General features: G+C 54.9%; 14 protein-coding genes. 4 read left to right on the forward strand and 10 right to left on the reverse strand.

Annotation, left to right across the window (positions count from 1 at the left end; genetic code table 11):
* Nucleotides 1–4: 4 nt before the first annotated feature.
* From KIH26_RS03720 to gpmA, 4 genes are all read right to left on the reverse strand, one after another.
* On the reverse strand, nucleotides 5–964 hold the full coding sequence (locus KIH26_RS03720) for a Bug family tripartite tricarboxylate transporter substrate binding protein (RefSeq protein WP_213442561.1): 960 nt from the start codon (nucleotides 962–964) through the stop codon (nucleotides 5–7).
* Between the two features lie 65 nt (nucleotides 965–1,029).
* Nucleotides 1,030–1,776 (reverse strand): HesA/MoeB/ThiF family protein, encoded by a 747-nt coding sequence (locus KIH26_RS03725; protein ID WP_213442566.1) that lies wholly within the window; start codon nucleotides 1,774–1,776, stop codon nucleotides 1,030–1,032.
* 62 nt (nucleotides 1,777–1,838) lie between these two features.
* Complete coding sequence (locus KIH26_RS03730) at nucleotides 1,839–3,305, reverse strand: S41 family peptidase (protein ID WP_213442568.1); 1,467 nt, start codon at nucleotides 3,303–3,305, stop codon at nucleotides 1,839–1,841.
* A gap of 120 nt (nucleotides 3,306–3,425) precedes the next feature.
* The gene (gene gpmA / locus KIH26_RS03735) at nucleotides 3,426–4,169 is read right to left on the reverse strand and encodes a 2,3-diphosphoglycerate-dependent phosphoglycerate mutase (protein ID WP_213442570.1); all 744 of its coding nucleotides are present in this window, start codon (nucleotides 4,167–4,169) and stop codon (nucleotides 3,426–3,428) included.
* 102 nt (nucleotides 4,170–4,271) lie between these two features.
* Between gpmA and KIH26_RS03740 the strand changes: the two genes are divergently transcribed.
* From KIH26_RS03740 to KIH26_RS03755, 4 genes are all read left to right on the forward strand, one after another.
* On the forward strand, nucleotides 4,272–4,688 hold the full coding sequence (locus KIH26_RS03740; RefSeq protein ID WP_213442572.1) for a rhodanese-like domain-containing protein: 417 nt from the start codon (nucleotides 4,272–4,274) through the stop codon (nucleotides 4,686–4,688).
* A 35-nt stretch (nucleotides 4,689–4,723) separates the two neighbouring features.
* Nucleotides 4,724–4,984 carry a glutaredoxin 3 gene (gene grxC / locus KIH26_RS03745; RefSeq protein ID WP_213442574.1) on the forward strand — a complete coding sequence of 87 codons (261 nt, stop codon included), beginning with the start codon at nucleotides 4,724–4,726 and terminating at the stop codon, nucleotides 4,982–4,984.
* A 74-nt stretch (nucleotides 4,985–5,058) separates the two neighbouring features.
* Nucleotides 5,059–5,538, forward strand: a complete 480-nt coding sequence (secB, locus tag KIH26_RS03750; protein ID WP_213442576.1) for a protein-export chaperone SecB — start codon at nucleotides 5,059–5,061, stop codon at nucleotides 5,536–5,538.
* Between the two features lie 68 nt (nucleotides 5,539–5,606).
* Nucleotides 5,607–6,599 carry an NAD(P)H-dependent glycerol-3-phosphate dehydrogenase gene (locus KIH26_RS03755; RefSeq protein ID WP_213442578.1) on the forward strand — a complete coding sequence of 331 codons (993 nt, stop codon included), beginning with the start codon at nucleotides 5,607–5,609 and terminating at the stop codon, nucleotides 6,597–6,599.
* A 75-nt stretch (nucleotides 6,600–6,674) separates the two neighbouring features.
* Here the strand turns inward: KIH26_RS03755 and KIH26_RS03760 are convergent, their stop codons facing one another.
* The 6 genes from KIH26_RS03760 to KIH26_RS03785 all read right to left on the reverse strand — a co-directional run bounded on the left by KIH26_RS03760 (nucleotide 6,675) and on the right by KIH26_RS03785 (nucleotide 12,884).
* Nucleotides 6,675–7,676, reverse strand: coding sequence for an alcohol dehydrogenase catalytic domain-containing protein (locus KIH26_RS03760; RefSeq protein WP_213442580.1), 1,002 nt, complete (start codon nucleotides 7,674–7,676; stop codon nucleotides 6,675–6,677).
* Nucleotides 7,676–8,845: a 3-phosphoserine/phosphohydroxythreonine transaminase gene (serC, locus tag KIH26_RS03765; RefSeq protein WP_213442582.1), complete on the reverse strand. Its 1,170-nt coding sequence runs from the start codon at nucleotides 8,843–8,845 to the stop codon at nucleotides 7,676–7,678. The genes KIH26_RS03760 and serC overlap by 1 nt, the downstream gene beginning before the upstream one ends.
* Nucleotides 8,846–8,872: 27 nt before the next feature.
* Nucleotides 8,873–9,637 carry an SDR family NAD(P)-dependent oxidoreductase gene (locus tag KIH26_RS03770; protein WP_213442584.1) on the reverse strand — a complete coding sequence of 255 codons (765 nt, stop codon included), beginning with the start codon at nucleotides 9,635–9,637 and terminating at the stop codon, nucleotides 8,873–8,875.
* The gene (hpsN, locus tag KIH26_RS03775) at nucleotides 9,634–10,947 is read right to left on the reverse strand and encodes a sulfopropanediol 3-dehydrogenase (RefSeq protein ID WP_213442586.1); all 1,314 of its coding nucleotides are present in this window, start codon (nucleotides 10,945–10,947) and stop codon (nucleotides 9,634–9,636) included. The genes KIH26_RS03770 and hpsN overlap by 4 nt, the downstream gene beginning before the upstream one ends.
* 70 nt (nucleotides 10,948–11,017) lie before the next feature.
* Nucleotides 11,018–12,058, reverse strand: a complete 1,041-nt coding sequence (locus tag KIH26_RS03780) for an ABC transporter substrate-binding protein (protein ID WP_213442588.1) — start codon at nucleotides 12,056–12,058, stop codon at nucleotides 11,018–11,020.
* 28 nt (nucleotides 12,059–12,086) lie between these two features.
* Entirely contained in the window at nucleotides 12,087–12,884 is a 798-nt protein-coding gene (locus tag KIH26_RS03785; RefSeq protein ID WP_213442589.1) for an ABC transporter ATP-binding protein, read from the reverse strand.
* Nucleotides 12,885–12,892: the final 8 nt, after the last annotated feature.

The following is a 12,892-nucleotide window of genomic DNA, read 5'->3' on the forward strand; positions in this document are numbered from 1 at the left end:
ATAATCAATCGATCTTGATATTCTTCGCTTTGATCAAAGTATTCCAGCGCTTGATCTCGCCCGCGACGAATTGGCCAGCGCCTTCGGGCGTGGTGGCAAACGCTTCAAAGCCCTCGCGTGAAAAGCGCTCGCGCATCTCGGGCGAGTTCACCACCTCATTCAAAGCGGTGTTGATGCGTTGCACCACATCGCGTGGCATATTGGCAGGGCCAAACACATAAAACCAAGTGGTGAACGCATAGTCTTTGAGACCTGCTTCAGCCATGGTGGGCACATCAGGCAGCAAGGGGCTGCGCTTCGTGCCAGTCACAGCCAGTGCTTTCACGGTGCCAGCTCTGGCATGCTGCAAAGCGGCAGAGAGTACGGGGAAGCTCATCTCCACTTGCCCAGCAATGGTGTCTTGCAGAGCCGGGCCGCCACCGCGATAGGGCACGTGGGTGATGAAGGTGCCACTCAAGTCTTTGAAGAGCTCAGCGCTCAAATGAAAGGTGGAGCCCCCGCCTGCAGACGCGTAGTTGAGCTTACCGGGTTTGGACTTGGCCAGAGCGATCAGCTCGCGCACATTGCTGGCTGGCAGATTTTTATTGGCGAGCAAGACATGCTGCGAAGTCGCTACCATGCCCAATGGAGTGAAATCTTTGAGCGTGTCAAAAGGCATGTTGGCGAAGAAGCTGGGGTTCGAAGCCAAGCTCACGGTGTTGAGTGCAATCGTGTAGCCATCGGGCTTGGCCTTGGCCACGGCCTCCATGCCAATATTGCCTGAAGCGCCGCTGCGGTTGTCCACCAACACCTGCACGCCCAGCCGTTTGCCCAGGGGCTCAGCGATCATGCGTGAAGTGATATCCACACTCCCTCCGGGAGGGAAGGGGGCAATCAGGCGTATCGGTTGACTGGGGAAGTTTTGTGCAGCGCTGAATATGGGCAGGGCTGCAGCAATTGCAACAACGGCTAGGCGAGTGAACATGGAGTCTCCTTTTATTTTGAGCCGCTTGAAGTTTAAAGCAGGTCTGGCGTTGGAGATGCCAGCAATTACACCGAGCAAACCGGGCAAGATTTTTGCCGAGGCACGCGCACTTCATTCCATTCCATCGCTCTGCCATCAAGCATCAGCAATCGGCCAGCGAGCGATGAGCCAACGCCAGCGAGCAGCTTCAAAGCCTCTGCAGCTTGCATGCTTCCGATGATGCCTACGAGAGGCGCAAACACACCCATGGTGGCGCAGCGGGTTTCTTCAAACGTGGCTTGCGCAGGGAAGACGCAAGCGTAGCAGGGGGAGGTGTCGGATCGCGGATCGAAAACGCTGATTTGGCCGTCGAAGCGAATGGCTGCGCCGCTAACCAGAGGCTTTTTGTGTTTCACGCAAGCTGCGTTCACGGCGTGGCGTGTGGCGAAGTTGTCGCAGCAATCGAGGATGACATCGGCTTGCGCTACCAGCGTGTCCAGCAAGGCAGCATCCGCGCGCTCTGTGATGCAATGGACATGTGCTTCAGGGTTGATCGATGCTATGGATTCTCTAGCACTCTGCGCTTTATTCATGCCGGCTCTTGCCATATTGTGGGCAATTTGGCGCTGCAGATTGGTCATATCCACCACATCGTTATCCACGATGGTGATTTGCCCTAGGCCCGCAGACCCTAGATACAAGGCCACAGGCGATCCCAAGCCGCCCGCACCAATGATGAGAGCATGAGATGAGAGGATTTTTTCCTGCCCTTCAATACCCATTTCGTTGAGCAGAATATGGCGCGAGTAACGCAGCAGTTGATCGTCGTTCATGGGCTCAGTGTAAATAAAAAAGCCCGATGAGGTTCACCGGGCTTTTTCGCAGGCAAGAAAGATCACTGCTCTTTCGGGGCATCCTTGCGCGCAGTGAGCGTTTTGCTGACCATCACTTCGCGGCCTTTGAGGTGGTTGATGGCTTGCATCAGTTGGAAATCTTTATCAGAGCCAAATTCGGGCATGCGACGCTCTGCTTCGGGTTTTTTATTGAATTCTTCCAAGCGCTTGCGAGCTTCTTCGCGCGCCGTCTCGCGCTCTTTTTCCGCTGCTTTGGCTTTCTCTGCGGCTGCAGGATCGTTTTTGTCTTCTAGGTGTTTCGTCAAATCTGCTTCGCGTGTGCGCAAGGCAGCAAACATATTCCCTTCAGCCGTTTCGTCCACCATGATGTCGGGGATGATGCCTTTGGCTTGGATGGAATTGCCCTTGGGTGTGTAGTAGCGGCTGGTGGTGAGCTTGAGGCCTGTATCGGGGCCGAGTGGGCGAATCACTTGCACGCTGCCTTTGCCGAAGGTTTGGCTGCCCATGATTTTGGCGCGGCCATGGTCTTGCAAAGCGCCAGCGACGATCTCGCTGGCAGAGGCCGAGCCTTCGTTCACCAGCACGACCACGGGCAAGGTTTTGTAGATGCCTTTGGTGTTGTCGTTCAAGCGCTTGATCGGATCGTTACCGCCCCGGCGGTAAAACTCAGGCGAGGCTTTATAGGTGAATTTGCTGTCTGCGAGCTGGCCGTTAGTGGAAACGACGGTCACGTTATCAGGTAAGAATGCTGCTGAGATGGCTACAGCGGCATCGAGCAGGCCACCGGGATCGTTACGCAAATCAAGCACGAGGCCTTTGAGGTTGTTATCCGCTTTGTAGATCTCTTCGAGCTTGCGGGCGAAATCATCGGTGGTGCGCTCTTGGAATTGGGAGACGCGCAGCCAAGCATAGCCTGGCTCGATGTTTTTGCTGCGAACGGATTGCGTACGGATTTCTTCGCGTGTGATCGTCACGCTGAAGCTGCGGTTGTTTTCTTCGCGGCGAAGAATGGTGAGGATCACTTTCGTATTGGGCTCACCACGCATACGCTTGACGGCTTCATTGAGCGGCAAGCCTTTCACGGCGGTGTCGTCGATCTTGGTGATCAGATCATTGGGCTTGAGGCCGGCGCGGAAAGCAGGTGAGCCTTCAATGGGCGAGACGACTTTTACCAGCCCGTCTTCTTGCGCGATTTCAATACCGACACCGACAAAGCGGCCACTGGTGCCTTCACGGAATTCCTTGAAAGATTTTTTGTCGAAATACTGGCTGTGAGGATCAAGGCTGGTGACCATGCCATTGATGGCTTCGGTGATGAGTTTTTTCTCGTCAACGGGTTCGACGTAATCCGTCTTGATCATGCCGAACACAGCAGCCAGTTGCTGCAGCTCTTCCAGCGGCAGCGGCGCGAGGGCGCGTTGCGCGACAGACTGGACGGAGATCGTGGTAAGCGCGCCAGCCACCACGCCCATGGAAATCCAGCCTGCGATCTTGAGTTTTGCGTTCATAGCGGTGATACCTGCCATCAGAGCCTATGCGAGTCGAGAGACCCACTAGTCGTTAAATATACACCTTGGAGCAGGAAGAGCGCAGCCAGTTCCTGTAATTGTTGGGTGCAGATACTGACTTTACGCTTTGCCTTGAGCTGCCACCGAAGCAGCAGCTTTGGCGGCGGCCTCTGCATCGCCCAAATAGTAGTTTTTGATGGGTTTCAAGTTCTCATCCAGCTCGTAAACCAGCGGAATACCGTTGGGGATGTTCAGATTGACGATGGCTTCGTCTGAAATGCCATCCAGATACTTGATCAAGGCGCGGATGGAGTTGCCATGCGCAGCGATCACGATGCGTTTACCGGCCTTGATGGCGGGCTCACACGATTCCTTCCAAAAGGGGATCACGCGCTCCACGGTGTCTTTGAGGCATTCGGTGAGCGGAATGTCTTGTGGCGAGAGCTTGGCGTAGCGAATATCGGCGCGCTCGCAGCGTGGATCCTTGGCCTCCAGCGCCGGGGGCGGTGTGTCGTAGCTTCTGCGCCAAATCAGCACCTGCTCATCGCCAAATTTCTTGGCCGTTTCTGCTTTGTTGAGGCCTTGCAAGGCGCCATAGTGGCGCTCGTTCAAACGCCAATGCTTCATGACTGGCAGCCAGGTGCGATCCATTTCGTCTAAGGCGAGGAAGAGGGTGCGGATGGCGCGTTTGAGCACGCTGGTGTAGGCCAGATCGAATTCATAACCGGCTTCTTTGAGCAGTTTGCCAGCTCGCTTGGCCTGCTGCACGCCAGTTTCGGTCAGGTCGACATCCGTCCAGCCGGTGAAACGGTTTTCCAGATTCCAAGTCGATTCGCCGTGGCGGATGAGCACGAGTTTGTACATGAGATACCTTGTTGAGATAAGTTAAAAAGTGGTGCGCCGGGCGGCGGTTTTCCCGACATTCTAAAATGCGGGTTTTAGATTTGTTACGAATTGGTTTTGTATATGAAGTTTTTGATTGAAAACTGGGTGTTGTTTGCCGTGGCTTTTGGATCGGGTGCGATGCTGTTGTGGCCTGCGATCAAGGGCGGCTCTTTGGGCGGCGGCGGTAGCCTCAATGCCAATAGCGCTGTGCAATTGATGAACCGCGAAAAAGCTGTGGTGGTGGATGTGAGCGATGCAGCGGAATTTGCGAGTGGCCATATTGTGGGTTCGAAGAATCTGCCCGCTGATGAAATGCTTTCAAAGTTGGAAGGCGCTGTAAAGAACAAAGCGCTGCCGGTCATCTTGGTTTGCCCCTCAGGTGTGCGCGCATCGCGTTTGGTGGCTGCAACCAAGAAATTGGGTTATGGCAATGTGCAAGCGATAGCTGGCGGCCTGAAAGCCTGGCGCGAAGCCGGCCTGCCCCTGGAAAAGGCTTGATTCGTCTCCATCTGAAGTATTGAAAGAAGATCGTTATGCAAGCTGTAAAAATGTACACCACTGCTGTTTGCCCTTTTTGCATACGCGCCAAGCAGGTGCTCAAAAGCAAAGGCGTTGAAGCCATCGAAGAGATCCGTATCGATACCGATCCTGCTCAGCGTGATCACATGATGCAGGTCACTGGGCGTCGCACCGTGCCGCAGATTTTTATCGGCGAAACGCATGTGGGCGGCTGCGATGATTTGATCGCGTTAGATGGCAAGGGCGAACTCGTTCCCTTGCTACAAGCTGCTTAATCGCTCTGCGATAATTACCTTTATGCCCGCAACCCTTGCGGGCTTTGTTTTGTATCCCCCTCGAAAGATTCACCATGGCTGAGAACCAAGTTACCGATATCCAAGGCGCGCCTTCTGCCCCTGCTGCTGACGAAGCCCCAGTTTTCCAAATTCAGCGCGTGTATTTGAAAGACCTGTCGCTGGAGCAGCCCAATTCGCCTACCATCTTGTTGGAGCAAACGCAGCCTGCCGTGGACATTCAGCTGGGCGTGGAAGCTCAGCCAGCCGCGCAAGGCGTGTTTGAAGTGTGCGTGACGGCGACTGTGACGACCAAAATTGAAGACCGCACGGTGTTCTTGGTGGAAGCCAAGCAAGCGGGTATTTTTGAGATTCGCAATTTGCCGCAAGATCAAATGGGCCCCGTGCTCGGCATTGCTTGCCCTCAAATCGTGTATCCCTATCTGCGCGCGAGCGTGGCCGACATCATCACCCGCGCTGGCTTTCCTCCTGTGCATCTGGCTGAGATCAACTTCCAAGCCATGTATGAGGCGCAGCAGGCAGAAGCAGCTAAATAAGCAGTCTTACAGACTGAAATTTTAGGCTTTTTAAGCATATAGCCCGCATAGAATCTGCGCAGAGTGCTATGAAAATAATAGTGATTGGCGCGGGCGCATGGGGCACAGCTCTGGCAGCGAGTGCTGCGCGCTCGCACGATGTGCGCTTGCTGGCGCGAGACGCAGCGCAGGCTGCGCAGATGCAAGCGATGCGGCTCAACAGCCGCTATTTGCCAGATGTGCCCTTGCCATCTTCATTGGCCGTTGTGCACGGTGATGCTGTGCAGGCCGCAGCGATTGAGGCAGATTTGTTTGTCATCGCCACGCCGATGGCTGGCTTGGCGCAAAGCTTAGCGGCGCTGTCGGGCGTCAGCGCCCCGGTTGTTTGGCTGTGCAAAGGTTTTGATGGCAACGGCCTGCTAGGGCACGAAATCGCTGCGCAGGCAGCTCCTGAATCCATAGCAAACCGTCAGCTCGGTGTCCTCAGCGGCCCGAGCTTTGCTCAGGAGGTGGCTTCTGGCCAGCCAACGGCTTTGGTGGCGGCCAGTTCGCAGGCGCAAGTGTCGCAAGCCATGGTTGAAGCATTTCATAGCGAGAGACTGCGCGTTTACGAAAACAGCGATATCGTAGGCGTAGAAGTCGGCGGCGCAGTGAAGAATGTGTTGGCTATCGCCACGGGTTTGTGCGATGGTTTGCAGCTTGGCCTAAATGCGCGTGCTGCGCTCATCACCCGTGGCTTGGCTGAAATGACGCGTTTGGGCGTAGCCTTGGGCGCACAAGCTGAGACATTCATGGGCTTATCTGGTTTGGGAGATTTGGTGCTCACAGCCACCGGCGATCTCAGCCGCAATCGCAAGGTTGGCCTGTTGCTCGCGCAAGGCCAAAGCTTGTCTCAGGCGACAGCATCACTGGGCCATGTGGCCGAAGGTGCACGCTGCGCTGCAGCTGTGCTCGCCCGCGCGCAAAGCCTCGGTGTAGACATGCCGATCACGCAGTGTGTGGTGGCTTTGTTGGCCGGAAAAATCAGCGCCGAGCAAGCGGTAGCCTTGCTGATGGGACGCGAGCCAGGGCGTGAAATTTAAAGGCTTTTGAGCCTTTAGCCGGCATAGAATCTGCGCGAAGTGCTATCAATTAAATAGCAACTGTGATCAAAACTATCATGGGCAAAGTATCACCTTGGCTGATGCAGCCTTGCCTTGATCCAAATCTTGAAACGCCTGCGCGCCATCGCTGAGAGGGCGGGTATCGAGCCATTCAAGATTTCCGAAAGCACCTTGGTGAATCAACTTCACGGTTGCACGCAGATCGGCGGTGGTGTAGGTGTAGGTGCCCAGTAGTGTGATCTCTGCTAGCGTGAGCCGGCGCATGTCGATTTCGCTGGCCCAATCTTGCAGGCCAACATGCATGATCACACCGCCGACTTTGACACTGGCAAATGCGGTGTTGCGGGTGATTTTGGAGCCGACGGCATCCATCACGTAATCGAAGGCGTTCTCTGCAGCTTGGGTTTCTTTGGGGTTGTAGGTTTTGACCTGTGCGAATTGCTCGATTTGCTGGCGGCGCAGTGGATTGACCTCGGCGACCGTGATATCCGCACAGCCATAGTTTTTCAGCAGCAGGGCAGAGAGCATGCCAATTGCTCCGCCACCCAAGATCAATACGCGACTCTCCTGCACAGGGCGCACCATCACGCGCATGGACAAATTGATGGCGTGCAAAGCGGTGGCGGCAGGCTCGGTCACAGCGGCATGCGCTGCGGGCATCTCTTGCGGCATGTCGATCAGCGATGCTGCAGGGATCGACATGTATTGCGCGAAAGCGCCAGGGCGCGTCATGCCGACCATGGTGCGGTTGCTGCACAAATTATTTCTGCCTTGCGCGCAGTAATCGCATGTGCCGCAGGTGATGAGCGGATTACCCGTGACGCGCGTACCTTTGGCGTAGTGGGGTGAAGCTGATTCAGCAACTGTTCCGCAAAACTCATGACCCAAAATCAAACCTGGCTTGCGGCGTGGATCATGGCCATGGAAGGCGTGCATATCGGAGCCGCAGATGCCTACTGCTTCGATTTTGAGGATGACCTCGCCTTGGTGCAATTCAGGATCGGTTTGATCGAGTAACTGAACTTCATTGGGTTGGGTGTAAACAAGGGCTTTCATCATTGAGTCCGATAGGTCTTTAAAAAATCAGCCATGAAGGCGACCAAACCTTCAGTTTGCTGCACGCTGACGCCGTTGTACAAACTGGCCCTCAAATACTTTCCCACCCCAAATGGAGTCAGCGTTCTTAAACCGACGATGCCACGCTCCCAGGCTTGGACAAGGAAGTTCCGAGTGGTTTCCTCGTCGCCACCGGCGACATCAAAGGGGATGTTCATGCGGCTGCGGATGGAGGGATCTGAAATTGGGGTGGAATAAAAGCCCTCCGACTTGTCGATCAAGTCGTAGAGCATGGCTGACTTTGCGATCGAGCGGCGTTCCATTTCATGCACGCCGCCCTGCGCGATCATCCATTGCATATAGATGTTGACCACCTCGACATTGAAAGTGGCGATGGTGTTCCACAAATTACCCTCACGGGCATTGGTGGTGTAGCAGAGCACGCCTGGGCAAAGTTTACTGGGCGTGCCCAGCAAGTCCCGCCGGATCACACACAGTGTGACGCCGGGGTGTCCGATGTTTTTGGATGCGCAGGCATACAGAACGCCTACATTGCAACCCACCCAGTCAATGGGCTTGGTGGAGAAGTCTGAGGATGCGTCAATCACCAAGGGTGCTTTGATGCTCAGCTTAGGCAAATGATGCAACTCAATCCCGTTGACCGTTTCATTCGAGCAAAGATACACGTACTTGGATTCGGGATCCAAATTCTCAAATGATGGATTGTGGGTAAACGTGCCAGCTACGCTCTCGGAGGAAACAACGATAGGGCGGCAGTATTTTGAGGCTTCGGATAAGGCGCGTTTGGACCAGGTGCCATTGACGAGGTAAGTTGCTTTTTCATCGCCATGAGGACACAGATTGAGCGGAACTGCTGCAAACTGCCCGTGCCCACCGCCATGCATGAAAAGAATTTCATACTGCTGCGGAATATCCATCGCCATGCGGCAGCGTTGCACCGTGTTGGTGAGGATATCTAAAAATTCAGGCGATCGATGCGAGAGGTACATCGAGCACATGCGCTGCGCGTCGAATAAGGCCTTGATACCCGCTTGTACTTCGGCCGCAAGCGATGTCGGCCCCGGGCTGAAATTCAGCAGCGGCACACCGCTGGGAGGCAGCAAGGATCCGAGCAGGGCCGGATGCGTATCGGCTGGTTGCAATGACATGTTGGGTGGTTTCGTTAACGCGCTGAACTATTTGGCAGTAAAGCCGCCGTCAATCATGATGGTTTGGCCGGTGATGTAGCTCGATGCATCGCTGGCGAGGAACACGGAAAGTCCGTACAGATCCGTGAGCTCGCCGTTGCGCCCGATGCAGGTTTGATCGGCGTTTTTATGCGCGGCTGCGGGGTTGGCAAACACTGGGGCTGTGAGTTGCGTGGGAAAAAAACCGGGACCAATCGCATTGCAGGTGATGCCCTTTGAGGACCATTCTTGCGCAATCGCTTTAGTCAGTTGAACCACACCACCTTTGCCTGCGCCGTAGGGCGCGCTGTTACCAAAGGCGCGATAACTTTGCAAGCTGGCAATGTTGATGATGCGCCCCCAGCCACGCTCAGCCATCTTGGGCGCGAGCGCTTGCGTGAGGAAGAAAGGTGCAGACAGATGCAGATTGATTTGCGTTTGCCAAGCTGTGGGGGTTACAGCTTGGAAGGGTTCACGCAGGTTCACACCGGCGGCATTCACCAAAATGTCAATCGCACCCAGCTTCAAAACACTTTGAGCCGCCTCTTGCGTGGCTTCAATATCCGCCAAATCACAGGGCAAACATTGCACTTCGATGCCTTGCTGCTTCAAGCGATCAGCGGCTGCTGTGAGAGCATCCGCACGGCGCGCACCGAGCACCAACTTGGCGCCAGCCAAGCCCAGCGCCGTGGCCATCGCCTCGCCGATACCAGAGTTGCCGCCGGTCACGAATGCTGTGCGCCCTTTGAGGCTGAAAAGCACGTTGATGTTCATGCTGTCACTGGCTCACCCAGTTCAAACTTTTCGCCGGGGAAGTATTTAGCCAGGCGATCATCTGCTGTGCGCGCGTGTGCCTCCATGCCCTCAAGCCGAGAAATGCGAGCCGTGGCCAAGCCGATATCGCGTGCTGCTGCACGGGTCATTTGCTGCCAGGTGAGTGTCTTCATGAACTTGTGAACAGACAAACCACCCGAATAACGCGCCGCACCCTTGGTGGGCAACACATGATTGGGGCCACTGGCCTTGTCTCCATAAGCCACCGTGGTTTCTTCGCCCAAGAAGAGTGAGCCGTAGCAGGTGAGGTTTTCCAGCCACCAGTTCAAATCTTTGGTGTGAACTTCCAAATGCTCAGAGGCATACTTGTCGGAAATTTCAGCCATTTCCTCGCGAGTAGAGCACAAGATCACTTCACCATAATCGCGCCATGCAGCGCCTGCAGCATCGCGCGCAATCGGGGGCAGGGCATCGATCAGGGGTTGCATACGCGCCATCACATCGCGTGCGAGATTTTCATCGGTGGTGAAGAGCCAAGCAGGAGACTCATGGCCATGCTCGGCTTGGCCGACCAAATCACTCGCCACAATTGCAGGATCTGCTGTTTCATCAGCAATCACGGCCACCTCCGATGGGCCAGCAAAAACATCAATGCCGACTTTGCCAAACAAACTGCGTTTGGCTTCGGCCACGAATTTATTACCGGGGCCCACGATCACATCCGCTGGTTGGCCGGTGAACAAACCGTAAGCCATGGTGGCAATCGCTTGCACGCCACCGAGCGTCAAAATCACATCAGCTCCGGCTTTGTCGAAGGCATACATCAAATACGGGTGCATGGGACCGCCGCGAAATGGTCCAGAACAGGCAATGATTTTCTTGACGCCAGCTGCCTTGGCTGTGGCCACGCCCATGTAGGCGGAGGCGATGTGTGCATAGCGGCCAGCAGGTGCATAACAGCCCGCTACATTCACGGGCAGCACGCGCTGCCCAGCCGTTACGCCGGGATGCAATTCGGTCTGAAAATTGCTGATCGATTGTCGCTGTGCAGTGGCAAAGTCAAAGACTTGCTTGATCGCGAAGTCGATGTCGGCGCGAACCGCGGCAGGCACGTTCTGCGCGTTTTTATCCAGCTGCTCACGCGTCACAATGAATTCACCTTCCCAGGCGTCTAATTTTTTCGCGTAGTGGCGTACAGCTGATTCACCATTTTTTTGGATTTCAGCCAGCATGTCGTTGACCACGCTTTGAGCGGTGGCCGTTTCGGTTTCAGGTGTCTTGGCAGCTTTTTTGAGATATTGAATACTCACAACATTCTCCGTCAATAAGAATGCAGCGGCCTCGCCAGCAAGCTGGCCGTCTGCAAAAGGGATGAAAAAATTACTTGGTGCTGTTGGCGAAATCGCGCAGTTTTGGGTCTGCTTGCACGAGCTTCATGTAATCATCAGTCACGAAATCTTGAACTTGCGGAATGGTTGGCAAAGCGCCTGTTTCGCGCATGAAGACAGAAATCTGCGCAAACCAAGCATCGACCTGGGAATTGCTGTTTTTGCGCTCCATCATCTTGAGCTGTTGACCCAGATCAAAAGTCGGGCGTGTATCGAATTCTTTTTTCATCGAGGCTTCGCTGATGCTCACACCGCCTTTGGCATAGAAGTCCTTCATCATGGCGATGGATTCTTTTTGGTTTGCGCCCATCCACTTCCATGCACGCAAATACACCGCTAAAAACTTAGCCACGTTTTGTGGATTTTCTTTGGCATAGTCGCCACGTGCAATCAAAGCACCCGGTACGACTGCGCCGCCTTCCTTGCCGCTGCAGAGCACTTTCGCGCCAGCTTTTTCCTCTACTGTGTAGATGTTGGGTGCCCACATACCAGCCAAATCGGTGTTGTTGGAAGAGATGGCGGAGATGATCTCGGCTTGCCCCATGTTCTTCATCACGACATCGGATTTTTTCAAGCCATAACGCTTCAGGCAAGACTGCACAGCGAAGTCTGCAGTGGAGTTTTGCGTCAGGGTGATGGTCTGGCCGCGCAGAGCAGCAGCTGGATCTTTGGCAAACTCAGCGGCTTTCTTGCCACTCGCCACGAGAGCATTGCCAGCAGATTCATCATTGGTCACGCCAATCGTTTTGATACCAAAGCGCACATGCCCGAGCACGGCGGGCACAGAGCCTGTACCGCCCACATCCCAAGACTTAGCGGCTGATGCAGCGATTTGCGGCACACCAGCGGGGAAGGTGCTGAACTCGGGTGCCAAGCCCACTTCTTTCCACCAGCCTTTTTCGGTGGCGACGTGAAATGGCATGGCCCAATACAGTGAGGGCTGATAACTGATTTTGATGGGGGTGAGTGCTTGAGCAAAGGATGCGCCCATGGCGACTGCAGCTGCAACGCCCACAATAGTTTTCTTCAACATACGGTTCTCCTGGTGGTGGTAAAAAAGTTCAATGGTCTGCGCTGCCGTGCTCTTCGCGCAACGATTTCCAAATGCGGGTACGCAGATGAACGAAGGAGGCCAAGTCCATCACGTCTTCGATTTTTGGATGCTTGTCCCAGCCTTCAGCTTCACGGATGCTTTTCACATCCAAAATTTCTTTGATCTTGCCGGGGCGGCTGGTCATCACCACGACGCGATCCGCCAAATACACGGCTTCTTCTACTGCATGGGTGATGAAAAGAACGGTGCGTGGATTTTTGCGCGCGAGTTTCACCAACTCTTCTTGCATCACAACGCGCGTTTGGGCATCCAGTGCGCCAAAGGGCTCATCCATCAGCAGCACATCCGGGTCGAGCGCATAAGCGCGCGCAATCGCCACACGCTGCTGCATCCCGCCAGACAGCTGGTGCGGGTAGGCGGATTCGTAGCCCTTCAGATTCATCAAGCCGATGTAATGGGTGATGATTTCGTGGCGTTTTTCTTTGGCCAAGCCCTTGGCGCGCAATCCAAAATCAATGTTGTCATAGACCGATTTCCAAGGAAACAGCGCAAAAGCCTGGAACACGACAGCACGTTCAGGGCCGGGGCTGGTCACGACTTTGCCCGAGACGGAGACGGTGCCAGTGCTGGGAAACTCCAAACCTGCCACCATGCGCATACAAGTGGTTTTGCCGCAGCCTGAGGGTCCCACAATTGCGACAAACTCCTGATCGTTGACTTTCATATCAAAGCCATCGATGGTGAGGAAATCCTTGTTGTCACGCTTGAACACGCGCGTGACTTGGTTGAATTCAATGGTGCTCATGGTGTTTT

The sequence above is a fragment of the Variovorax sp. PCZ-1 genome, from assembly GCF_018413605.1.
Taxonomy (GTDB): Bacteria; Pseudomonadota; Gammaproteobacteria; order Burkholderiales; family Burkholderiaceae_C; genus JANMDU01.

Excerpts from the sequence above, each read along its gene's own strand:
- KIH26_RS03740 (WP_213442572.1), top strand. The coding sequence starts at position 4,272 with ATGAAGTTTTTGATTGAAAACTGGGTGTTGTTTGCCGTGGCTTTTGGA.
- KIH26_RS03730 (WP_213442568.1), bottom strand. The coding sequence starts at position 3,305 with ATGAACGCAAAACTCAAGATCGCAGGCTGGATTTCCATGGGCGTGGTG.
- KIH26_RS03760 (WP_213442580.1), bottom strand. The coding sequence starts at position 7,676 with ATGAAAGCCCTTGTTTACACCCAACCCAATGAAGTTCAGTTACTCGAT.
- secB (WP_213442576.1), top strand. The coding sequence starts at position 5,059 with ATGGCTGAGAACCAAGTTACCGATATCCAAGGCGCGCCTTCTGCCCCT.
- serC (WP_213442582.1), bottom strand. The coding sequence starts at position 8,845 with ATGTCATTGCAACCAGCCGATACGCATCCGGCCCTGCTCGGATCCTTG.
- grxC (WP_213442574.1), top strand. The coding sequence starts at position 4,724 with ATGCAAGCTGTAAAAATGTACACCACTGCTGTTTGCCCTTTTTGCATA.
- KIH26_RS03780 (WP_213442588.1), bottom strand. The coding sequence starts at position 12,058 with ATGTTGAAGAAAACTATTGTGGGCGTTGCAGCTGCAGTCGCCATGGGC.
- gpmA (WP_213442570.1), bottom strand. The coding sequence starts at position 4,169 with ATGTACAAACTCGTGCTCATCCGCCACGGCGAATCGACTTGGAATCTG.
- KIH26_RS03770 (WP_213442584.1), bottom strand. The coding sequence starts at position 9,637 with ATGAACATCAACGTGCTTTTCAGCCTCAAAGGGCGCACAGCATTCGTG.
- KIH26_RS03785 (WP_213442589.1), bottom strand. The coding sequence starts at position 12,884 with ATGAGCACCATTGAATTCAACCAAGTCACGCGCGTGTTCAAGCGTGAC.
- KIH26_RS03720 (WP_213442561.1), bottom strand. The coding sequence starts at position 964 with ATGTTCACTCGCCTAGCCGTTGTTGCAATTGCTGCAGCCCTGCCCATA.
- KIH26_RS03755 (WP_213442578.1), top strand. The coding sequence starts at position 5,607 with ATGAAAATAATAGTGATTGGCGCGGGCGCATGGGGCACAGCTCTGGCA.
- KIH26_RS03725 (WP_213442566.1), bottom strand. The coding sequence starts at position 1,776 with ATGAACGACGATCAACTGCTGCGTTACTCGCGCCATATTCTGCTCAAC.